This window comes from Pseudomonas sp. GW821-FHT04D07 (assembly GCF_059420225.1).
On record NZ_JBWKTH010000044.1, the window covers coordinates 1 to 22,413 of the forward strand.

The 22,413-nt window shown below is 62.5% G+C and carries 20 protein-coding genes and 1 pseudogene; 19 read left to right on the plus strand and 2 right to left on the minus strand.

The genetic code is table 11. The features are described from left to right. Positions 1 to 172: 172 nt before the first annotated feature. Together AC07T0_RS30165 and AC07T0_RS30170 are read right to left on the minus strand one after the other, a co-directional pair. A complete protein-coding gene (locus AC07T0_RS30165) occupies positions 173 to 1,393 on the minus strand; it encodes a CaiB/BaiF CoA transferase family protein (RefSeq protein ID WP_495004615.1) in 1,221 nt (406 codons plus the stop codon). Between the two features lie 17 nt (positions 1,394 to 1,410). Continuing rightward, a complete protein-coding gene (locus AC07T0_RS30170) occupies positions 1,411 to 2,592 on the minus strand; it encodes an acyl-CoA dehydrogenase (RefSeq protein WP_495004616.1) in 1,182 nt (393 codons plus the stop codon). A 157-nt stretch (positions 2,593 to 2,749) separates the two neighbouring features. Between AC07T0_RS30170 and AC07T0_RS30175 the strand changes: the two genes are divergently transcribed. The 19 genes and pseudogenes from AC07T0_RS30175 (at position 2,750) to AC07T0_RS30265 (ending at position 22,285) form a co-directional block, all read left to right on the plus strand. Then, a complete protein-coding gene (locus AC07T0_RS30175) occupies positions 2,750 to 3,649 on the plus strand; it encodes a LysR family transcriptional regulator (RefSeq protein WP_495004617.1) in 900 nt (299 codons plus the stop codon). A gap of 438 nt (positions 3,650 to 4,087) precedes the next feature. After that, positions 4,088 to 5,209, plus strand: a complete 1,122-nt coding sequence (locus tag AC07T0_RS30180) for a Re/Si-specific NAD(P)(+) transhydrogenase subunit alpha (protein ID WP_495004618.1) — start codon at positions 4,088 to 4,090, stop codon at positions 5,207 to 5,209. Between the two features lie 15 nt (positions 5,210 to 5,224). Then, positions 5,225 to 5,545, plus strand: coding sequence for an NAD(P) transhydrogenase subunit alpha part 2 (locus AC07T0_RS30185; RefSeq protein WP_057432530.1), 321 nt, complete (start codon positions 5,225 to 5,227; stop codon positions 5,543 to 5,545). Beyond that, positions 5,545 to 6,981, plus strand: coding sequence for an NAD(P)(+) transhydrogenase (Re/Si-specific) subunit beta (locus AC07T0_RS30190; RefSeq protein ID WP_495004619.1), 1,437 nt, complete (start codon positions 5,545 to 5,547; stop codon positions 6,979 to 6,981). Before AC07T0_RS30185 ends, AC07T0_RS30190 begins: the two co-directional genes overlap by 1 nt. Positions 6,982 to 7,163: 182 nt before the next feature. After that, entirely contained in the window at positions 7,164 to 8,657 is a 1,494-nt protein-coding gene (gene scpC, locus AC07T0_RS30195) for a succinyl-CoA:acetate CoA-transferase ScpC (protein ID WP_495004620.1), read from the plus strand. Between the two features lie 319 nt (positions 8,658 to 8,976). Next, positions 8,977 to 9,192, plus strand: coding sequence for a DUF1127 domain-containing protein (locus AC07T0_RS30200; protein WP_495004621.1), 216 nt, complete (start codon positions 8,977 to 8,979; stop codon positions 9,190 to 9,192). Positions 9,193 to 9,572: 380 nt separating this feature from the next. Then, positions 9,573 to 9,890, plus strand: coding sequence for a DUF2388 domain-containing protein (locus AC07T0_RS30205; RefSeq protein WP_495004622.1), 318 nt, complete (start codon positions 9,573 to 9,575; stop codon positions 9,888 to 9,890). Between the two features lie 65 nt (positions 9,891 to 9,955). Next, on the plus strand, positions 9,956 to 10,249 hold the full coding sequence (locus tag AC07T0_RS30210; RefSeq protein ID WP_495004623.1) for a DUF2388 domain-containing protein: 294 nt from the start codon (positions 9,956 to 9,958) through the stop codon (positions 10,247 to 10,249). Between the two features lie 26 nt (positions 10,250 to 10,275). After that, complete coding sequence (locus AC07T0_RS30215; protein ID WP_495004624.1) at positions 10,276 to 10,596, plus strand: DUF2388 domain-containing protein; 321 nt, start codon at positions 10,276 to 10,278, stop codon at positions 10,594 to 10,596. After that, a complete protein-coding gene (locus tag AC07T0_RS30220; RefSeq protein ID WP_495004625.1) occupies positions 10,593 to 12,560 on the plus strand; it encodes a DUF7844 domain-containing protein in 1,968 nt (655 codons plus the stop codon). Before AC07T0_RS30215 ends, AC07T0_RS30220 begins: the two co-directional genes overlap by 4 nt. A 482-nt stretch (positions 12,561 to 13,042) precedes the next feature. After that, positions 13,043 to 13,288: pseudogene (locus AC07T0_RS30225) on the plus strand (citrate transporter); the annotation flags it as partial. A 90-nt stretch (positions 13,289 to 13,378) separates the two neighbouring features. Next, the gene (locus AC07T0_RS30230; RefSeq protein WP_495004626.1) at positions 13,379 to 14,146 is read left to right on the plus strand and encodes a TerC family protein; all 768 of its coding nucleotides are present in this window, start codon (positions 13,379 to 13,381) and stop codon (positions 14,144 to 14,146) included. A 357-nt stretch (positions 14,147 to 14,503) separates the two neighbouring features. Then, complete coding sequence (locus AC07T0_RS30235; RefSeq protein ID WP_495004627.1) at positions 14,504 to 16,162, plus strand: Na/Pi cotransporter family protein; 1,659 nt, start codon at positions 14,504 to 14,506, stop codon at positions 16,160 to 16,162. Between the two features lie 56 nt (positions 16,163 to 16,218). Next, positions 16,219 to 17,598, plus strand: a complete 1,380-nt coding sequence (locus tag AC07T0_RS30240; protein ID WP_495004628.1) for a M16 family metallopeptidase — start codon at positions 16,219 to 16,221, stop codon at positions 17,596 to 17,598. Between the two features lie 89 nt (positions 17,599 to 17,687). Further along, the gene (locus AC07T0_RS30245) at positions 17,688 to 18,704 is read left to right on the plus strand and encodes a DUF5924 family protein (RefSeq protein WP_495004629.1); all 1,017 of its coding nucleotides are present in this window, start codon (positions 17,688 to 17,690) and stop codon (positions 18,702 to 18,704) included. A 78-nt stretch (positions 18,705 to 18,782) separates the two neighbouring features. Further along, the gene (locus AC07T0_RS30250) at positions 18,783 to 19,916 is read left to right on the plus strand and encodes an ABC transporter permease (protein ID WP_495004630.1); all 1,134 of its coding nucleotides are present in this window, start codon (positions 18,783 to 18,785) and stop codon (positions 19,914 to 19,916) included. Then, positions 19,913 to 20,716 (plus strand): ABC transporter ATP-binding protein, encoded by an 804-nt coding sequence (locus AC07T0_RS30255; RefSeq protein WP_495004631.1) that lies wholly within the window; start codon positions 19,913 to 19,915, stop codon positions 20,714 to 20,716. The genes AC07T0_RS30250 and AC07T0_RS30255 overlap by 4 nt, the downstream gene beginning before the upstream one ends. Position 20,717: 1 nt before the next feature. Continuing rightward, a complete protein-coding gene (locus AC07T0_RS30260; protein WP_495004632.1) occupies positions 20,718 to 21,656 on the plus strand; it encodes an MlaD family protein in 939 nt (312 codons plus the stop codon). Further along, entirely contained in the window at positions 21,653 to 22,285 is a 633-nt protein-coding gene (locus AC07T0_RS30265; RefSeq protein ID WP_495004633.1) for an ABC-type transport auxiliary lipoprotein family protein, read from the plus strand. The genes AC07T0_RS30260 and AC07T0_RS30265 overlap by 4 nt, the downstream gene beginning before the upstream one ends. Positions 22,286 to 22,413: the final 128 nt, after the last annotated feature.

Genomic DNA, 22,413 nt, shown 5'->3' on the forward strand with positions numbered 1-22,413 from the left:
AAGATCCGAGGCTGACCGAGAGCCTGCAGTGCGACTCGGTCCTGTGGGAGCGGAGCTTGCCCGCGAAGCTTTTAGCGGCTTCAAGGACGCCATCGCCGGCACGCCGAGCTCCTACAGGGACGATGCATGCCTCAAGCCTTAAATTACCTCTATATAGAAGAGAGCAGGGTGCCTAAAGGACGCCCGCTTCACGCAATGCCGCAACCGCCTCCGGTGTCAGGCCCAACACCCGCTGCAATACCTCAAGCGTGTGCTCACCCAATAGAGGAGGGGCATTGCGATACTCCACCGGCGTCACAGACAAGCGGATCGGACTCGCCACCTGTGGCACCAGGCCGGCCAGTGGATGCGGCAACTCCACCGCCAGGCCACGGGCCTGCACCTGGGGATCGGCGAACACCTGCGACAGATCGTTGATCGGCCCACACGGCACACCGGCCTGCTCCAACTGCATCACCCACTCAGCCGTGGTCTTGAACACCGTCGCCTGGCGAATCAACGGAATCAGCACCGCCCGGTTGGCCACCCGCAACGTATTGGTCACAAACCGTGGATCGTCCGCCCACTGCGGCTGACCCGCCACCTCGGCAAACTTGCGGAACTGCCCGTCATTGCCCACCGTCAGGATGAAGTCACCATCAGCCGTGGGAAAGTCCTGGTACGGCACGATGTTCGGATGGGCATTGCCCAAACGCTTCGGTGCCACTCCGGTGGTCAGGTAGTTCATGGCCTGGTTCGCCAGGCATGCCACCTGGACATCCAGCAGCGCCATATCGATATGCTGACCGCCGCCGCCCTGATCGCGATGAGCCAGGGCCGCCAGAATGGCCACCGTCGAATACAACCCGGTCAGAATATCGGTCAGGGCCACACCAACCTTCACCGGCCCGGCCCCCTCATCACCTTCGGGCCGACCGGTGAGGCTCATCAGCCCACCCAGCCCCTGGATCATGAAGTCATAGCCGGCACGCTTGGCATAGGGCCCGGTCTGACCGAAGCCGGTGATCGAGCAATAGATCAACTTCGGGTTGAGCACCTTGAGCGACGCATAGTCCAACCCATACGCCGCCAACCCACCAACCTTGAAGTTCTCGATCAGGATGTCGGACTTGGCCGCCAGCTCCCGAACCAGACGCTGCCCCTCGGGCCGGGTGAAATCGATGGTCACCGACTGCTTGTTACGATTGGCCGACAGGTAGTAAGCCGCTTCCGTGGTGTTTTTGCCGTAGGCGTCCTTCAGGAAGGGCGGGCCCCAGGCGCGGGTATCGTCGCCATTGCCCGGCCGTTCGACCTTGATAACCTCCGCCCCAAGGTCGGCGAGGATCTGGCCGGACCAGGGCCCGGCCAGCACTCGCGACAAATCCAGCACTCGCAGATGCGATAGCGCGCCCATAAGCCAAGCTCCTTCTATTAATAGAACGCCTGGAGGCCAGTCTGGGCACGCCCGAGGATCAGCGCATGGACATCGTGGGTACCTTCATAGGTATTCACCACTTCCAGGTTCACCAGGTGACGGGCAATCCCGAACTCATCGGAGATCCCGTTACCGCCGAGCATGTCGCGAGCCATACGGGCGATGTCCAGGGACTTGCCGCAGGAGTTGCGCTTCATGATCGAAGTGATTTCCACCGCCGCCGTACCTTCATCCTTCATCCGCCCCAGACGCAGGCAGCCTTGCAAGGCGAGGGTGATCTCGGTCTGCATATCCGCCAGCTTCTTCTGGATCAGTTGGGTCGCCGCCAATGGCCGGCCGAACTGCTGGCGATCCAGGGTGTACTGGCGAGCGGTGTGCCAGCAGAACTCGGCAGCACCCAACGCCCCCCAGGAAATGCCATAACGCGCGGAGTTGAGGCAGGTGAACGGACCTTTCAAACCACGCACTTCAGGGAAGATGTTCTCTTCAGGGACAAACACGTTGTCCATGACGATCTCGCCGGTGATCGATGCGCGCAGGCCGACCTTGCCGTGAATCGCCGGCGCACTCAGGCCCTTCCAGCCTTTCTCGAGCACGAAGCCACGGATATCACCGGCGTCGTCTTTGGCCCAGACCACGAACACATCGGCGATCGGGCTGTTGGTGATCCACATCTTGCTGCCCGTCAGGCTGTAGCCACCGTCGACCTTGCGGGCACGACAGATCATCGCACCCGGGTCGGAACCATGGTTGGGTTCGGTCAGGCCAAAGCAGCCGATCCATTCGCCAGAGGCCAGCTTCGGCAAGTACTTCTGCTTTTGCGCCTCGGTCCCGAACTCGTTGATCGGCACCATCACCAGGGACGACTGCACGCTCATCATCGAGCGATAACCGGAGTCGACACGCTCGACCTCCCGGGCAATCAGGCCGTAGCTGACATAGTTCAACCCGCTGCCGCCGTACTCCACCGGAATGGTTGCGCCCAACAGGCCGATTTCGCCCATTTCACGGAAGATCGCCGGGTCGGTCTTTTCATGGCGGAAGGCTTCGAGCACCCGTGGCGCCAACTTGTCCTGGGCGAACTGCTCAGCCGTGTCGCGGATCATGCGCTCTTCCTCGGTGAGCTGTTGATCCAGCAGCAGGGGATCGATCCAGTTGAAGCTTGCCTTGGCACCCATGGGTGAGTCCTCGTGAAGTCAGTGAAAGGGTCTGGACTGATCCTAGGCGCCACCCAGCCATCCGGCAAACGAGGATTTCGCATACTGTTGTGCTAATTTCTCACTCCGAAAAGCTTTTAACCGCTATCTAGCACCACCTTTAGTGAGGTTGCCGTACATGCGCCGCAAAATTCCCAGCACCACCGCGCTGATCAGCTTCGAAGCCGCAGCCCGCCACGAGAGCTTTACCAAGGCCGCCCAGGAGCTTTCCCTCACTCAAGGTGCCATTTGCCGACAGATCGCCAGCCTGGAGGAGTTTCTCAGCGTTGAACTGTTCCGACGCTCCCGGCGCGGGGTAAAACTGACCGAAGCGGGGCTTTCCTACAGTCGGCGGGTCGCCACGCAACTGGACGCGGTGGAGCGCGACACGCTATCGGTGATGGGCCAGCAGGGCGCCAACGTCATCGAGCTGGCCGTGGTCCCGACCTTCGGCACCCAATGGCTGCTGCCCAGACTCAAGGACTTCCAGCAGCAGCACCCGGAAGTCACGGTCAACCTGACCAACCGCACCCGGCCGTTTCTTTTCGCCGACACCGACTTCGATGCCGCGATCTACTTCGGCGATGCCGACTGGTCGGGTACCGAGTCTCATCGGCTGATGGGCGAGAACCCCATGCCGGTGTGCAGCCCCAGCCTGCTGGGCAACCAGCGGAACCTCAACGCGGCACAGATCGCCGAACTGCCGCTACTGCAACAGACCACGCGACCCTATGCCTGGCGCCAGTGGTTCAATGCCCAGGAACTGAATGTGCCCCGCGACATGACAGGTCCGCGCTACGAGCTATTCTCCATGCTGGCCCAAGCGGCCATGCACGAGATGGGCATCGCGCTGATTCCACCCTTCCTGATCCAACGGGAGCTGGAAGAGCAGCGCCTGGTGATCGCCAACCCCAATGCGCTGTCCAGCATCAAGGCGTATTACCTGATGATTCCCGAGCGAAAGGTCGAATCGGCGTCCTTGCGCGCTTTCCGTGACTGGCTGGTAAACCAGGCGCAGAGCTACAGCCTGCTGTCTTAAAGACCTCAGGCCATTAGCTGACTCTGTAGTCAATATCACTTAATACCTACAGATATAACAATATGTCGCTTTTTGACAGACTGTACCGATACCAGGAAATTTGGCACTAAAGTGCCTGTTAGCAAGGCTTTCAACCCCTATTTCCGTCCAATACCGACTCATTCACGCCACCGATTCGAATTTTCTTCAATTCCAGCCAGAATCCTTGTTAGCCCCCTGTATTATGGGCTCACGGCGTTTCCCTGCGACATTTGGTCACAGCGTGACTTGTAGTTAATTTTACGTCACCTTTCAGAATATCTTGAAGGGTATGGTTTTCACCTGCAAAATGCCGCGCCCCGCCGACAAATCCGGCGGGATCGTGCTGATCGGCCGCTCCAGACGCACCATCCGCAGTGCGCTGGCCTCTTATAAAAAAGATCACGCAGGAGATTTGACGTGCACATTGGTGTTCCTCTCGAAACCCAGACGGGTGAAACGCGGGTTGCTGCAACCCCGGAAACCATCAAGAAGCTGATCGGCCAGGGTCATAAGGTCACTGTGCAAAGCGGCGCCGGCCTTAGCGCCAGTGTTGTCGACAGTGCCTATGAAGCGGCAGGTGCCGCTATCGGCAGCGCCAGCGACGCCTTTGGCACCGAGCTGATCCTCAAGGTGGTGGCGCCCAGCGACAGCGAACTGACGCTGATCAAGCGCGGCACCGTCCTGGTGGGCATGCTCAATCCGTTCAACAACGACACCCTCGCCAAGCTGGCCGAACACGGCATCACCGCCTTCGCCCTGGAGGCCGCGCCACGCACCTCCCGCGCCCAAAGCCTGGATGTGCTGTCGTCCCAGGCCAACATCGCCGGCTACAAGGCGGTGCTGCTGGCGGCCCATCACTACCCGCGCTTCATGCCGATGCTGATGACCGCCGCGGGTACCGTAAAAGCCGCGCGCGTGCTGATCCTCGGGGCCGGTGTAGCCGGTCTGCAGGCCATCGCCACCGCCAAGCGCCTGGGGGCGGTGATCGAAGCCTCGGATGTGCGGCCCGCAGTGAAGGAACAGATCGAATCCCTCGGCGCCAAGTTCGTCGACGTACCCTATGAGACCGACGAGGAGCGCGAATGCGCGGTCGGTGTCGGCGGTTATGCCCGGCCGATGCCCGCCAGCTGGATGCAACGTCAGGCCCTGGCGGTGCACGAGCGCGCCAAGCAGGCCGATATCGTTATCACCACGGCGCTGATTCCGGGTCGCAAGGCACCGGTGCTGCTCAGCGCCGAGACCGTCGCGCAGATGAAGCCCGGCTCGGTGGTCATCGACCTCGCGGCAGCGCAAGGCGGCAACTGCCCGTTGACCGTGGCGGATCAGGTGGTGGTCGAAAATGGCGTGATCATTTGCGGCCCGACCAATCTGGCCGGCGCAGTCGCGGCAGACGCCTCGGCGCTGTATGCGCGCAACCTGCTGGACTTCCTGAAGCTGGTCTTCAACAAGGAAGGCCAATTCGAAGTGAACCTAGAAGACGACATCGTCGCCGCGTGCCTGATGTGCCGCGACGGCCAAGTCCTCCGCAAAAACGCCTAAGCAGGGATTCAGACGATGGAAGAGCTTATCTCCCCCGGTATCTACAACCTGATCATCTTCGTGCTGGCGATCTATGTCGGTTACCACGTGGTCTGGAACGTGACGCCTGCACTGCACACGCCCTTGATGGCGGTGACCAACGCGATCTCGGCAATCGTTATCGTCGGCGCCATGCTGGCCGCCGCGCTGACCGTGACCCCACTGGGCAAGACCATGGGCACCCTCGCGGTGGCCCTGGCCGCCGTGAACGTGTTCGGTGGCTTCCTGGTGACCCGCCGCATGCTTGAGATGTTCAAGAAGAAAGCGCCCAAGGCTGTGAAAGAGGTGCAGAAGTAATGAGCATGAATCTGGTCACGACGCTCTACCTGATCGCGTCGATCTGCTTTATCCAGGCCCTCAAGGGCTTGTCGCACCCGACCACCTCGCGGCGCGGCAATCTGTTCGGCATGCTCGGCATGGCCCTGGCGATCCTCACCACCATCGGCCTCATCTATAAGCTGGGCGCGGAACTGGCCACCGCCGGCATCGGCTACGTCATCGTCGGCCTGCTGATCGGTGGCACCGCCGGTTCGATCATGGCCAAACGGGTCGAGATGACCAAGATGCCGGAGTTGGTTGCCTTCATGCACAGCATGATCGGCCTCGCTGCGGTGTTTATCGCCATTGCGGCGGTGGTCGAGCCGCAATCCCTGGGCATCGTCAAACAGCTGGGGGATTCGATTCCGCCGGGCAATCGCCTGGAGCTGTTCCTCGGCGCCGCAATCGGTGCGATTACCTTCTCCGGTTCGGTGATCGCCTTCGGCAAGCTCTCGGGCAAGTACAAGTTCCGCCTGTTCCAGGGCGCACCCGTACAGTTTGCCGGGCAGCATAAACTGAACCTGCTGCTGGGCCTGGCCACCCTGGGTCTCGGCCTGACCTTTATGCTCACCGGCAACCTCAACGCCTTCGCCCTGATGCTGGCCCTGGCTTTCGTGATGGGTGTACTGATCATCATCCCGATCGGCGGCGCCGACATGCCGGTGGTAGTGTCGATGCTCAATAGCTACTCGGGCTGGGCGGCGGCGGGGATCGGCTTCTCGCTGAACAACTCGATGCTGATCATCGCCGGCTCGCTGGTGGGCTCAAGCGGTGCGATCCTCTCGTACATCATGTGCAAGGCAATGAACCGCTCGTTCTTCAACGTGCTGCTCGGCGGCTTCGGCAACACGGCTGACGCAGCTGGCCCGGCCGGTTCGAAGGAAGCCCGGCCGGTGAAATCCGGTTCGGCGGATGACGCCACCTTCCTGCTGACCAACGCCGACACCGTGATCATCGTCCCCGGCTACGGCCTGGCGGTGGCCCGGGCGCAGCACGCGCTGAAGGAACTGACCGAGAAGCTGACCCACCGTGGCGTGACCGTGAAGTACGCGATCCACCCGGTGGCCGGCCGCATGCCCGGGCACATGAACGTCTTGCTGGCCGAGGCTGAAGTGCCTTACGACCAGGTGTTCGAGATGGAAGACATCAACTCCGAGTTCGGCCAGGCCGACGTGGTGCTGGTGCTGGGCGCCAACGACGTGGTCAACCCGGCGGCGAAGAACGATCCAAAGTCGCCGATTGCCGGCATGCCGATTCTCGAGGCTTTCAAGGCCAAGACCATCATCGTCAACAAGCGCTCCATGGCCAGCGGCTATGCCGGTCTGGACAACGAGCTGTTCTACCTCGACAAGACCATGATGGTCTTCGGCGACGCGAAGAAAGTCATTGAGGACATGGTCAAGGCTGTCGAGTAGAAGCTTGCGTTAACGCAATATCGAGAACCCCAACCCTTGCTAGGTTGGGGTTTTTCTTTGCTCGCGAAAAAACCGACCAAAGGCCCCGGATCGTTGGCCGGCATTCGACCTTTGTCGTGCGGCGAAACTTTTTCAAACCTCTAGACTGCGCATCTTGCTTTCGTTGCCTGAGATAACACGCTATGTATCGTGATCGTATTCGCTTGCCTTCGTTGTTGGACAAGGTCATGGGCGCTGCCGAGGCTGCCGCTCTGATTCAGGACGGCATGACCGTCGGCATGAGCGGCTTCACCCGCGCCGGTGAAGCCAAGGCCGTGCCCCATGCACTGGCCGAGCGCGCCAAGACGTCGCCGCTGAAAATCACCCTGATGACCGGCGCCAGCCTGGGCAACGACCTCGACAAACAGCTCACCGAAGCCGGCGTGCTGTCGCGGCGCATGCCGTTCCAGGTCGACAGCACCCTGCGCAAGGCGATCAACGCCGGCGAGGTGATGTTTATCGACCAGCACTTGTCGGAAACCGTCGAGCAATTGCGTAACAAGCAGCTCAAGCTGCCGGACCTGGCGGTGATCGAAGCCGTGGCGATCACCGAAGAAGGGCATATCGTGCCGACCACCTCGGTGGGCAACTCGGCCAGCTTCGCGATTTTCGCCAAGCAGGTGATCGTCGAGATCAACCTGGCGCACAATCCGAACCTGGAAGGCCTGCACGACATCTATATCCCCAGCTATCGGCCAACCCGCACGCCAATTCCGCTGGTGAAGGTCGACGATCGCATCGGCAGCACCGCGATCCCGATCGACCCGGCCAAGATCGTCGCCATCGTCATCACCAACCAGTCCGACTCGCCGTCCACCGTGACCCCACCGGACAGCGACACCCAGGCCATCGCCAACCACTTGATTGACTTCCTCAAGGAAGAAGTGACCGACGGGCGCATGACCAACAAGCTCGGCCCGCTGCAGGCCGGTATCGGCAACATTGCCAACGCGGTGATGTGCGGCCTGATCGACTCGCCGTTCGAAGACCTGACCATGTACTCCGAAGTGCTGCAGGACTCGACCTTCGACCTGATCGATGCCGGCAAGCTGTCCTTCGCCTCCGGCAGCTCGATCACCTTGTCGAGCCGACGTAACAGCGATGTGTTCGGCAATCTGGAGCGCTACAAAGAGAAGCTGGTACTGCGTCCGCAGGAAATTTCCAACCACCCGGAAGTGGTGCGGCGCCTGGGCATCATCGCCATCAACACCGCCCTGGAGTTCGACCTGTACGGCAACGTCAACTCCACCCACATCTGCGGCACACGGATGATGAACGGCATCGGCGGCTCCGGCGACTTCGCCCGCAACGCGCACCTGGCGATCTTCGTCACCAAGTCCATCGCCAAGGGCGGGGCGATTTCCAGCGTGGTGCCTATGGTCAGCCACGTCGACCACACCGAGCATGACGTGGATATCCTCGTCACCGAAATCGGCTTGGCCGACCTACGGGGCCTGGCACCACGGGAACGGGCGAGGGCGGTGATCGACAACTGCGTGCACCCGGACTACCGCGAAGCCCTGAACAGTTACTTCGAACGCGCCTGTGCCCTGGGCGGTCATACCCCGCACATCCTGCGCGAAGCACTGAGTTGGCACATCAACCTGGACGAAACCGGGAAGATGCTGCCGAGCTGATTGATACAGTTCGCCGCTGACGTAAACACAGTTTCGTCAGCGGCCCTGGATTCCTCGGTAATCTGATAAAAACTGTACTGCTGTACCGGTCATTTCTCACCTCGAATCACCTCGAATCTCCCCGCCCCAGACAAAAATGCACCATTTAAAGGCAGACAGGTACAGTTGCCTCAATTTCGAGCAGTACAGCACCCTTAAACAGTTAACTGAGCCCTCACAATACAGATGAACTGTATCTACAGAGACTAGGCAAAGAGGAGGATCATTGGCATCAGTTAAACCACTACCTAATCCCGCCACAAGCGGAAGGATGCTAATCATGGAACGTACACTCAGTTCCGACATGTTCTACGAAAACACCACTACTGACGCTCAAGCTTCGATGCCTCTGCGCGTTCTCGCCAACCTGATGTTGTGGCAGCGCCGCATTGCCAGCCGCCATCAACTGGCTCGCCTGGATTCGCGTCTGCTGGCCGATGCCGGGATCAGCGAAGCACAGCGTTACGAAGAGTTGAGCAAGCCGTTCTGGCGCTAAGCAGCGCTCGCTGGCCCTGACCCACCGGGTCCACCGCCAGCACCCGAATTGAAAAAACAGAGCCCGTCGCGGGAAACCGCGACGGGCTTTGTCGTTTTCGGCGAGAGGATTTCGAGACCATGTGTGCGAAATCGCCAGATAGGCACAGTTTTATATTTTTACAATAAAGCCAGTACACTTCTGCCCGAACCACTCGCAAGCCTCTAAACCGCGGATCAGCCGACGAAACTCGCTTTCGGCGGCTCGGGAACTCTGCCTAATATCGTGGTCATAGGTAGCCTGCGGCGCGGAATGTGCGTCTGAGGTTCATCGTTCATTGTGTTCGAGTGGCGGTCCTTGTCCGCTGCCACTGTTCCTTTTCATGCCCCTGGAGATTCATCATGTCCCGCCTTCGCCTGCTCAGTGCCGCCGCCCTGTTGACCCTGGCCAGCGCCGCCCACGCCAGCAGCTTCATCGTCACCACCGATTCGCTGGTCGGCGCCCTCAAGGCCACCTCCGACGCCTCGTCCGATGCCACCTCGTCATTGCGCGACAACAAGATCGTGCGCGCCGCCCAGGATGACGCCGCCAGCTTCGTCGCCAGCAATGGTCAGATCCGCAGCGTGAAACTGGAAAGCGCCTTCGACACCATCCGCCGCCAAGCCCCACGGTTGCAGGCCAGCGACGCGCAGTTGGCCCAGGCGATCCTGGCCATCTGAAACCCTGGCGCATGGGTCGTGGATTCCGCTAGCCTTGGCGCTCGCTCAATAAGACACCGAGACCCATGCGTTCACTCACCTTATTGCTCATAGCGCTGGCCTGGATCAACCAGGCCCAGGCCTTCGACCTGACCACCCAGACCCTGGTCGGCAGCGGTTATGTCACCAGCCAAGTGACCAGCGCGCCCTTCGACCGTAAACTGATACTGGCCGCGCGGGATGACGCTGCCGCTTTCGTCGCCACTAATGGCCGACTGCGCGGCGCGCAACTGGAGTCGGCCCTGGCCTACCTGCGCCAAACCCAGCCAAAACTTCATGCCGGCGACCTTGAACTGGCCCAGGCAATTCTCGTCCAATAGTCACTTTGCATTTCCGGAGACCTTCCATGCGTAACCCCCTGATCGCCGCCGCCCTCGGCCTGCTGTTGCTGAGCGACATGGCTGCGGCGCACACCCTGGTGGCTACCAGCAATATGCTCGTACGCGCTACGGGCCGCACTCTCGACTTCACCTCGGACACCACCACCTCGATCCGCGACTCGAAAGTAGTCCGTGAAGCCCACGACGACGCCGCCAGTTTCGTCGCCAGCCAGGGCGATATCCGCGGCGCGCACCTGGAAGCCGCCTTTGCTGCCCTGCGTACCGAAGTGCCAGGCGCCCGTGACGCCAGCGATCAAGACCTCGCCGAAGCCATTCTCGCCCTGTGAAGCCACTTCTCGGCGGACTGCTGGTCTGCGTCCTGTTGCTGTTCGGCAACGCGGCCCAGGCCAGCCTGCAATTGCAGCTCAAGAGCGAAGGCCTGAGCCCGGCCGAACAACAGGCCAGCCAGGTACTGATCGATGAAGCCATGGCCCATCTGCCGCCGCGCTTTATCGAGCAACTGGACCGCCGCATCGATGTCGTCTGGTCGACCCAGATGCCGGACAACGCCTATGGCGAAGCCTCGCTGGTCTCCGAAGTGGACCTCAATCGCGCGCTGCTGCCCGGCCTGGTGGACGGGTCCGCCGCGACAAAAAAAACCAACCGCCCCCACGGCACCGTGCGCGAGGAGATGCTCGCCACCGTCCTCCACGAACTGACCCATATTTATGACCGCGCCCGTCTGTGGCCCGACGCCGAGCGGATGCTGATCCAGCGTTGCACCCGGCGCGACAGCAATACCGGCCTGGTCGGCCTGCCCGATCAATGCCGGGGCCAGACCGGTCGGCGCTTCACCCTCAGCGACGACCCGCGCCTGCTCGACCTCGCTGGCTGGCAACAATCGGTCGGCAGCCGTGGCCAACGGGAGCAGCGTAACGGCCAGGTCGTGCGCAGCCCGGATATCTACGAGACCACCAATCCCAAGGAGTTCGTCGCGGTCAACATGGAGTACTTCCTCCTCGACCCGGCGTACGCCTGTCGCCGCCCGGCGCTGTATCGCTACTACCAGGAACGCTTCGGCTGGGCGCCAGCGGCCAAGGACAGCTGTGACCAGGCCTTCCCGTTCCTCAACGCCGGCAATGACTTCGGCAAGACGCCCCTGGGCAAGATCGACCCCGAGCGCGTCTACGAAGTCGACTACCTGCTGGCCGAAGCCAACCAGAACTGGGTCAGCCGTTGGGGCCACAGCATGCTGCGCCTGGTGATCTGCGCCCCCGGTCGGCCACGGGGGCCGGATTGCCGGCTGGACCTCGACCAGCATCTGGTGCTGTCCTATCGTGCCTTCGTCAACGACGTCCAGCTCTCGACCTGGGGTGGGCTGACCGGGGCCTATCCGTCGCGACTGTTCGTCTTGCCGCTGTCCCAGGTGATCGACGAATACACCAAGACCGAATTGCGCAGCCTGGCCTCGGTGCCGCTGAAGCTGTCGCGCAAGGAAATCGAGGAAGTGGTCGAGCACGCCGCTGAAATGCACTGGAGCTATGACGGCAACTACTACTTCATTAGCAACAACTGCGCAGTGGAGACCTTGAAGCTGTTGCGCAGCGGCAGCGACAACGCCCAGCTCAAGGGTCTGGACAGCATTGTCCCCAATGGTTTGCTGGAAGTACTCAAAGGTCGTGGCCTGGCCGATACCCGCGTGCTCGACGACCCCCGTGAAGCCTTGCGCCTGGGTTACCGCTTCGACTCCTACCGTGATCGCTACCAGGCCATGTTCGAGGTCCTGAGGAAACAGTTGCCGATCAAGCAGGAAACCGTCGAGGACTGGTTGTCGCAACCCGCCGAGGCCCGTCGTCCGTGGTTTGCCCAGGCCAACCTGCGCGCCAGTGCGGCCATGCTGTTGTTGGAGCAGGCGAGCTTTCGTCGACAGTTGCTGCTGGCCCAGGACGAGGTGAAACAGAAGTACCTCGGTGCCCGCGACATCAAGCTCAAGGACAACGAAATGGATAAGGCCAACCGCACCTTGCAGGAGATTCTTGCCAACAGCGGCTACCTCAGTCGTCCGGCGGAATTGCTCGGCAGCGGTGGCTATGGCTTGCCGCAACCCTCCGAATGGAAGCGCCTGGAAGCCGAAAGCAGCCAGCGCCAGCAGCAATTGCAGCGCCTGACCGGCGACCTCGACAAGGAAATCCGCAAGCTGCTGGACCCGGCCCGAGAAGCGCAGATCGAGGCCAGCGAAGCCAACCTGAAGATGGTCGGCGAACACCTGCGAGCGCTGCACAAGGCGGCGGGTGGGTTGGAGCTGCCTTAGCCGCCCCCTCGCGTCGACGCCGCTTCCAGCAATCTATCTCCGTCAAAGCGCCCGGCTGAAAGCTTGCCCCTTTAGCATCACCTCACCGCCGGCACCAGACCGGTCGGCCGTGGCGCGTCCTGAAGACGCTCGACGGCCATTTCACAACAATAAGATGGTGATACCGATATTCGCTACGACCCGCCTGTTCGCTGCAACTCCGTTCGTTCCTTTCGCGCCGCCCGCCCAGCACTGAGCCCAGTCGCTTCGCCTTACCCCAGCCGCGTTACGCCCGGAGTATCCCCATGCTGACTTTCCTTGGCTTTGCCATGGTCATTACCTTCATGTACCTGATCATGACCAAGCGCCTGTCCGCGCCGATCGCCCTGATCATCGTACCCATTGTCTTCGCCCTGTTCGGCGGCTTTGCCGCGGGGATCGGCAAGATGATGATCGACGGCATCACCAAGCTCGCGCCCACCGGCGTGATGCTGATGTTTGCCATCCTGTATGAAGCCGCCAGCCACTACGGCATCAGCGCCGTGGAAATGACCCGTGCCTCGATCGTCGGCCAGCCCGTCCACTTGTTGAGCCCACTGGTGCCCTCGACCTACCTGCTGGTGGCTCTGGCCGGTATCGAGTTCGGCGATCACCAACGCTTCACCCTCAAGTGGGCGGTGTTGGTGTGCCTGTGCATACTGTTGGCCGCCTTGTTGCTCGGGACCTTTCCGTTGTTCAGTAGTCTATAAGGCAATGATTCACTGTCGTATCGGCGCGCGGCCTTCAGAACCTGGAGCCTGGCGCCGATACGGCTCAAACACTCGTTCAAAGGAATAGATATGGATTGGCTGACCAACCCGGAACTCTGGGTGGCCTTTTTCACCCTGACCGCCCTGGAGATTGTCCTGGGCATCGACAACATCATCATGATCTCGATCCTGGTCAGCCGCATGCCCCGGCACATGCAGCAACGCACGCGGATTTTCGGCCTGGCCCTGGCGATGATCACGCGGATCCTCCTGCTGCTGTCGATCACCTGGGTCATGCGCCTGACCGACGACCTGTTCGTGGTCTTCGACCAGGGTATCTCCGGGCGTGACCTGATCCTGTTCTTCGGTGGCCTGTTCCTGCTGTGGAAAAGCTCCCAGGAGATCTACCACGGCATGGAAGGCGCGGAAGAGGCGGGCGACGGGCCGAAAGGCAAGGGCGGCAACTTTCTCTACACCATCATCCAGATCGCCATTATCGACATCGTGTTCTCCCTCGACTCGGTGATTACCGCCGTGGGCATGGTCTCTCATGTACCGGTGATGATCGCCGCGATCGTCGTCGCGGTGCTGGTGATGATGCTGGCCTCGAAGACCATCGGCGACTTTATCGACAAGCACCCGTCGCTGAAGATGCTCGCGCTGTCGTTCCTGATCGTGGTCGGCACCGTGCTGATCGCCGAAGCCTTCGATGTGCACGTGCCCAAGGGCTACGTCTACTTCGCCATGGCGTTCTCCCTGGCGGTGGAAGCGATCAACATCAAGATGCGCGCGGCGATGCAGAAAAAGAAGCAAGAACACGAAGCCGGGGAACGGCAAAAGGATGTGGCGGGTCAATAACCCAGAGCACACCGCCCGACCCCGGACTATGGGCCTAACGATATTGCGCGGTAAAACACCGTCCCGTAGGAGCCGGCTTGCTGGCGATGGCGGCCGATCGGGCGATACAAGGCTTACGGGCCTCATCGCCAGCAAGCCGGCTCCTACAAAGACCGCGTCGACCCTGGTTACACCTCAACCCCGCACACCCCGCCAGCAGCGTGAAAAATATGACATTTTTGTTTCAAGCCCGGCGCCGAGCATGCGATGCTGGCGTTCGGCCAAATAGCCAACTACAGCTTAAGGACAAGTCGTAGATAAGGCACACGCCAATCCAAACTTGCCCCATGGGGCACCGGTCATCCCAGGGGGCCCTTCATGCTGACCCTGCTCAATCTGCTTTCCGCCGTGACCTTGCTGATCTGGGGCACGCACATCGTCCGTACCGGCATCCTGCGGGTCTACGGCTCGCACCTGCGCCACGTCATCGGTCGCAACATGTCCAGGCGCCCACTGGCGTTTCTCGCCGGGATCCTGGTCACCGCCATGGTCCAGAGCAGCAACGCCACCGCCATGCTGGTGACCTCCTTCGTCGGCCAGGGCCTGATGGCGCTGACTCCGGCCCTGGCCATCATGCTCGGCGCCGACGTCGGTACCGCGCTGATGGCCCGGGTCCTGACCTTCGACCTGTCCTGGCTGTCACCACTGCTGATCTTCCTCGGGGTGATCTTCTTCCTCTCGCGCAAGCAGACCCGTGCCGGCCAGCTCGGCCGCGTCGGCATCGGCCTGGGGCTGATCATCCTCGCCCTGCAACTGATCGTCGAAGCCGCCGCACCCATCACCCACGCTCAGGGGGTGAAGGTAATGTTCGCCTCCCTGACCGGCGATATCCTCCTCGATGCGCTGGTCGGCGCGCTGTTCGCCATGGTCTCCTACTCCAGCCTGGCCGCCGTGCTGCTCACCGCGACCCTGGCCGGCGCCAACGTGATCGGCCTGCCGGTGGCCATCGGCCTGGTGATCGGCGCGAACATCGGCAGCGGCGTGCTGGCCTTCCTTGGCACCAGCATGCAGAACGCCGCAGGCCGTCAGGTGGCACTCGGCAGCCTGCTGTACAAGCTGATCGGCCTGCTGCTGATCATCCCGGCGCTGAGTCCGCTGGCGCACTGGCTCAACCACCTCGACTTCAGACCCCAGGAAATTGTCATCGGCTTCCACCTGCTCTACAACACGGCGCGCTGCCTGGTGCTGCTGCCCAGCGTCGGCCCGATGGCGCGGCTCTGTGCCTGGCTGCTACCGGAACGCCCCGAAATCAACGGCAAGGCCAAGCCCCGCCACCTCGACCCCGCCGCCCTCGCCACCCCGAGTCTGGCCCTGTCCAATGCCGTGCGGGAAACCCTGCGCATCGGCGACCTGGTCGACAGCATGCTCGACGCCATGCTCAATGTGCTCAACGGCAAGCAGACCGCTGTCGCCATCGAGATACGCCGTCTATGTGAAGACGTCGAGGTGCTCTGTAGCGCGATCAAACTCTACCTGGCGCAGATGCCCCGGGAAGACCTCGGCGACCAAGACAGCCGGCGCTGGGCGGAAATCATCGAACTGGCGATCAACCTGAAGCTGGCCGCCGACCTGATCGAACAGATGCTGCGCAAGGTGCAACGGCAGAAGACCTCGCAGCGCCGCGGATTTTCCGAGGACGGCCTGGAGGAACTGACCGGGCTACACCGGCAACTGATCGACAACCTGCGCCTGGGCCTCACGGTGTTTCTTGGTGCCGATCCCCACAACGCCCGGCAACTGCTGCGGGAAAAACGTCGCTTCCGTGCCCAGGAACGGCGCCTGGCCCACGCTCACGTCAGCCGCTTGCAGCGTGGGGTCGTGCAAAGCCTGGAAACCAGCTCGCTGCACCTGGAGCTGATTGCCGACATGAAACGCCTGAATTCGCTATTCTGCGGCAGCGCCTATGCGGTGCTGGAAACCGCCGAGACTGGTGCCCTGGCCCTGGAAGATCTCGACGACATCAGCCAATCGTCTTGAACGTCCTGGGTTCGAGCGTTGTCTGCGTGTAGGAACCCGCCTTCGGAAAAATGGTTATGCGTTGCCTGCTGTTCGCCTGCCTGTTGCTCAATACCCTGCACGCCGCCGCCCTCGATCGCTTCCAGGTCGAGGGTTATCAATTGCCCAACGGTCTGCAACTGCTGCTCAAACCCGGCAGCGAACGCGGCCACGTGGCGATTCGCTTGGTGGTGGGCGTCGGTTTCGACGATTTCTCCTGCGCCGACAAGGAACTGCCGCACCTGCTTGAACACTTGTTGTTCAGCGGCGTCGATGCCAGCGGCGAAGGCGGGCTGGAGGAGCGCATGCAGGCCCTGGGCGGCGAATGGAACGCCTACACCAGCAACGCCGACACCACCTTCGTGATCGAGGCCCCCGCCGCGAACCAGCGCAAAATTCTCGACCTGCTGCTGGAGCTACTCACCCGCACCGAGCTCAGCGACAGCGCCATCGCCGCCGCCAAGCAGGTGGTGGAGCGCGAGGAGGGCGGCCATTACTCGCATTTGCAGCGCTGGCTGGACCGCCAGGACCTCGGTCACAGCGCCAGCAACCAGTTGGCCGTGGAGCTGGGACTCAAATGCGCCGAGCGCGCCGATGTCCAGCACCTGACCCGCGAACAGTTGGAGGCCGTGCGCAAGAACTGGTACGCGCCGAACAACATGACCCTGATCATGGTCGGCGAACTCGATCGCCTGCTCCCGGCGTACCTGGACCGGGCCTTCGGCGCGCTGGAGCCGATTGAACCGAATGACCACCCGCCACTACCGGAAATCCATGACCGGGCCGCCGCCGCGCAACGCGACCTGCCACGCGGCTGGGTCGGCAACGGGGCGAAAATCCACTGGTTGTTCCCGGAGCCGGCCTTGGACGGCTTGCCCGACGAAACCCTCGACCTGCTCAAGGATTATCTGGATTGGGCGCTGTATCGCCACTTGCGCCTGGACCACGCCCTGTCCTATGGGCCGTGGAGCGAACGCGAAGTACTCGGCGACGTCGGCTTCTTCAGCGTCAACGCCGATGTCGAACGCGATAACCTGGACGGCGCCCGGCAGGTGCTCGAGCAACTCAGGGCACGCCTGCTCAAGGACGGGCTCGATCCGGACACCTTCGCCCGCCTGCAACAGGCCGCCATCGCCCGCCAGGCCTGGGCGGTGCAGGGCAACAGCGCCCTGGCCGATTATTACTGGGGGGCGCTGGGCGATTATGAGGACGGCCGTTTTGCCGACCCGGCCCAGGCCCTGCGCGCGGTGACACTGGCCGATGCCAACCAGGCACTGCGCCAACTGTTCAAGCAGCCGGGTTACCTGCGGGTCGAAAAGCCATTGCTCAGCGATGAGCAACTGATTGGCCTGGGGGCTGCCCTGGCGGGCTTGTTGCTGATGGGGCTGCTGGGCTGGCGGGCTTATCGACAACGCTAGGCCATAAGAAGGCCATCACTGACACGACTAATCCGGCCTGAGACGGTATTGTGTCGCGATCTTTCAATCGCCCGACTGTGAACCGCCGAATGCCGAACTGGACCCTGCATATCCAACGCCTCCTCGCACTGATGAAGCGTTATCCAGGGGTCATTGCCGCCTACGGGTTCTGCTCGGGCATCGCCAGTTTCATCCTGGTCGATCGCCAGCAGGGCATGGCCAGTTGGGTCGCGGTGATCCTGCTGGTGAGCTGGCTCTGGCTGATGCTGGAGAACGTCTTCACGCAGTTTTTCAGCCGGGTGTTCAACCGTGATATCCCCGAGCCGCTGCTGCGTTATGCAACACAGCTGATCCACCAGGAAAGCCTGTCCTTCGTCCTGCCGTTCTTTTTCATCACCACCACCTGGAACAGCGGCCAACTGGTGTTTACCGGCCTGCTCGGCGCGGCGGCGCTGGTCTCGATCATCGACCCGCTGTACTACGGTTGGCTCTCGCCGAAACGCTGGCTGCTGCTGGGGCTGCACACCCTGACCCTGTTCGCCGCGTTGCTCACTGCCCTGCCGATCATCCTGCACCTGACCACCGCCCAGAGTTACCAACTGGCCCTGGGCGCCGCCCTGTTGTTGTCGATCCCCAGCCTGGCGGTGAGCCTGCCACTGCGCAGCTTGCGCGGCTGGTTGATGCTGATCGGCGTAACCCTGGCAATTGGCAGCGCCGGCTGGCTCCTGCGCTCGTGGGTGCCGCCGGCCACCTTGTGGATGAGCGAAGTCGCGGTGACCACCGAGTTGCAGGACCGCACCCCGGGCGAGGGCCTCGACGAGGTCACTACCAGTCAGGTGCGCAAGGACGGGCTCTACGCCTACACCGCAATCAACGCACCGCGCGGGTTGGACGAGCGGATCTACCATGTCTGGCAGTTCAACGGCCGCGAGGTCGACCGCATCGCCCTGGAGATCCATGGCGGGCGCAAGGAAGGTTATCGCGCCTGGTCGCACAAACAGAACTTCCCGGCCGATCCCACCGGCGACTGGCAGGTTCGGGTACTCACCGAGGACGGCCAGATGCTCGGCGTGCTGCGCTTCGAGGTGAAGGACGCGCCTCACTAGAGATCAGGGGCAAGATCGTGCTATTACAGAGGCCAGTATCAATGTCTGTTAAGCACGGAGCTTTCAATCATCAGCGCAATGGCCGGCACCGCCCACCTGGATACCTCGAGCAGTCCCGCGCGCCTGCGGATCAGTGGTGACTGGACGCTGGCCCATTATGCCGACCTGAAACAACGTGCCGCCTACCTGATCGGGCAGTACGACGCCAGCACCGACATCGACCTCAATGACCTCGGCGCCCTCGACACCGCCGGCGCATCCTTGCTGGTGGAGCTGCTCGGCGCCGAACGCCTCGGCCGTTCGGCCGAGCACCCGGACTGCCACATCAGTGCCGCCGACCGGGCCCTGCTGCACACCGTGTTTTGCTCGCTGGCGGATTTCTGCGAACCGCTGCGCGAGCCTGAAGAAGCGGCAGGTATCCAGCTGCTTGAGCGCATCGGCCGGGCCGTCGATGCCGTCTGGCAAGACACCCTGCAATTGCTCGGTTTTATCGGCCTGATCCTTGAGACCCTGGCCCGGGGGATTTTCAACCCGCGGCGCTGGCGCATGACCGCGACCGTTGCGCATATCGAGCAGACCGGCCTGGATGCCGCCCCGATCGTTGCCCTGCTGACCTTCCTGGTGGGCGCCGTGGTGGCCTTTCTCGGGGCCACGGTGCTGAAAAGCTTCGGTGCCAGTATCTTCACCGTCGACCTGGTGGCCTTCTCTTTCCTGCGTGAATTCGGCGTGCTACTCACCGCCATCCTCATGGCCGGCCGCACCGCCAGCGCCTTCACCGCGCAGATCGGCTCGATGAAGGCCAACGAGGAAATCGACGCCATTCGTACCCTGGGCCTCGACCCCATGGAGTTGCTGGTGCTGCCGCGGGTCCTGGCCCTGCTGATCGCCCTGCCGATGCTGACCTTCCTGGCGATGCTCTGCGGGATTGTCGGCGGCGGCGTGGTCTGCGCCTTGTCGCTGGGGATCTCGCCGGCGATGTTCCTGTCGCTGTTGCAGGCCGATATCGGCGTCCAGCATTTCCTCGTCGGCATGGTCAAGGCACCGATCTTCGCCTTCCTGATCGCCGCCGTCGGTTGCCTGGAAGGCTTCAAGGTCAGCGGCAGCGCCGAGTCGGTCGGCGCCCACACCACCTCCAGCGTGGTCCAGTCGATCTTTATCGTGATCGTGCTGGATGCCGTCGCCGCGCTGTTCTTCATGGAGATGGGCTGGTGAGCCGGCCGCCACGCGCGCCCAGCGAGGCGGTGATCGAGGTGCGCGGGCTGGGCAATCGTTTCGGCAGCCAGAGCGTCCACGAAAACCTCGACCTGGACCTCTACCGGGGTGAGATTCTCGCCGTGGTCGGCGGTTCCGGCAGCGGCAAGTCGGTGCTGCTGCGTAGCATCGTCGGTCTGCGCAAACCCAGCGAGGGCAGCGTGCGGGTGTTCGGCCAGGACCTGCGCAGCCTCTCGGAACAGGCGCGCTCCCAGGTCGAACGGCGCTTCGGCGTGCTGTTCCAGAAGGGCGCACTGTTTTCCTCGCTGACCGTCACCGAGAACGTCGCCCTGCCGCTGATCGAGCACGCCGGCCTCAGTCGTCGCGATGCCGAGCACCTGGCGGCGGTCAAGCTGGCCCTGGCCGGCCTGCCACTGTCCGCCGCCAACAAATACCCGGCCTCGCTGTCCGGCGGCATGATCAAACGCGCCGCCCTGGCCCGGGCCCTGGCGCTGGACCCGGATATCCTGTTTCTCGACGAACCCACCGCCGGCCTCGACCCCATCGGCGCGGCAGCCTTCGACCAACTGATCCTGACCCTGCGCGATGCCCTCGGCCTGAGCGTGTTCCTGGTCACCCACGACCTCGACACGCTCTACACCATCACCGACCGGGTCGCGGTGCTGGCGCAGAAACAGGTGCTGGTGGCCGATGCCATCGACCGGGTCGCCGACACCGACGATCCGTGGATTCACGAATACTTCCATGGCCCGCGTGGCCGCGCCGCATTTGACGCGGTAACCCCGCACAAGGAGGGATGAAATGGAAACCCGCGCCCATCATGTGATGATCGGCCTGTTCAGCGTGCTGGTGGTCGTGGCCGCGTTGCTGTTCGGCCTGTGGCTGGCCAAGTCCAGCGTCGACACCGCGTTCAAGGACTATGAAGTGGTGTTCAACGAGGCGGTCAGCGGCCTGTCCAAGGGCAGCCCGGTGCAGTACAGCGGGATCAAGGTCGGTGACGTGCTGCAACTGAGCCTCGACCCGAAGGACCCGCGCCGGGTGCTGGCGCGTATCCGTCTGGCCGGCGACACACCGATCAAGGAAGACACCCGCGCCAAGCTGGCCCTGACCGGTATCACCGGCACCTCGCTGATCCAGCTCAGCGAAGGCACGCCGCAGAGTCCCGAGCTCAGGGGCAAAGACGGCAATCTGCCGCAGATCATCGCCTCGCCATCGCCGATCTCGCGCCTGCTCAATGACAGCAACGACCTGATGAGCGGGATCAATCTGCTGCTGCACAATGCCAACGAGATGTTCTCGCAGAAAAACGTCAGCCAGGTCAGCCAGACCCTGGAAAACCTCCAGCAGGCCACCGGGGCCATCGCCGGCCAACGCGACGATATCCGCCAGACCCTGAAACAGATGACCCAGGTCAGCAAGCAGGTCAGCGCCACCCTGGAACAGACCAGCGCGCTGATGCGCAATGCCAATGGCCTGCTCGACAACCAGGGCAAGCAGGCCTTCGGCAGCGCCGAGCGGGCCATGCAGTCCCTGGAGCAGAGCAGCGCCACCCTCAACACATTGCTGAGCAACAACCAGGACTCGGTCAACAGTGGCTTGCAGGGCTTGAATGAACTGGCCCCGGCGATCCGTGAGCTGCGTGACACCCTCAGTTCCCTGCGCGCGATCTCCAAGCGTCTGGAAGCCAACCCCAGCGGCTACTTGCTGGGCCGTGACAAGAACAAGGAATTCAGCCCATGAGGCGTGCCCCTCGTGTATTGAGCCAGCTTACCCTGGTCGTCGGCCTGGCCTTGAGCGGCGCCTGCTCGATCCTGCCGCAGGCGGACCCGGCGGATGTCTATCGCCTGCCGACCGCGCAGAACAGCGTTCCGGCGCCCAACAGCCTGCCGGTCAATTGGTCGCTGCGGATTGCCAAGCCGATTGCCAGTGACGCCTTGAACAACCCGAATATCGCCGTGGTCCCCCAGGGCGACCTGATCAGCCACTACAAGGCCTCGCGCTGGAGCGATTCGGCGCCGGTGCTGCTGCGCAACCGGATCCTCGATGCCTTCCAGCGCGACGGCCGGGTGCGCCTGCTGAGTACCGACGACAGCAACCTGCAGGCGGATTTCGAGCTGGGCGGCGAGTTGCAGGCGTTCCAGAGCGAGTACCGGGGGCAGGGGGCCGAGGTGGTGATCCGCTTCGATGCGCGGCTGGTCCGTGGGATTGATCAACGGATCCTTGCCAGCCGGCGCTTTGAAGTGCGCCAGCCGATCAGCGACAAGCAGGTGCCTGGCGTGGTCGAGGGCTTCGGGAGGGCGGGTGACAAGCTGATGGTGCAGTTGATCGACTGGGCGGTGCGGCAGGGCGAGGATTCGGCTAAACGCTGAGGCCGCCATCGCCGGCAAGCCAGCTCCTACAAGGATCCGGGCTTGCCGATAGATTGCGGCCAGACACCGTACCGTGGGAGCCGGCTTGCCGGCGATGGCGGCGGTGAGTCTTGCCACGCAACCACAGG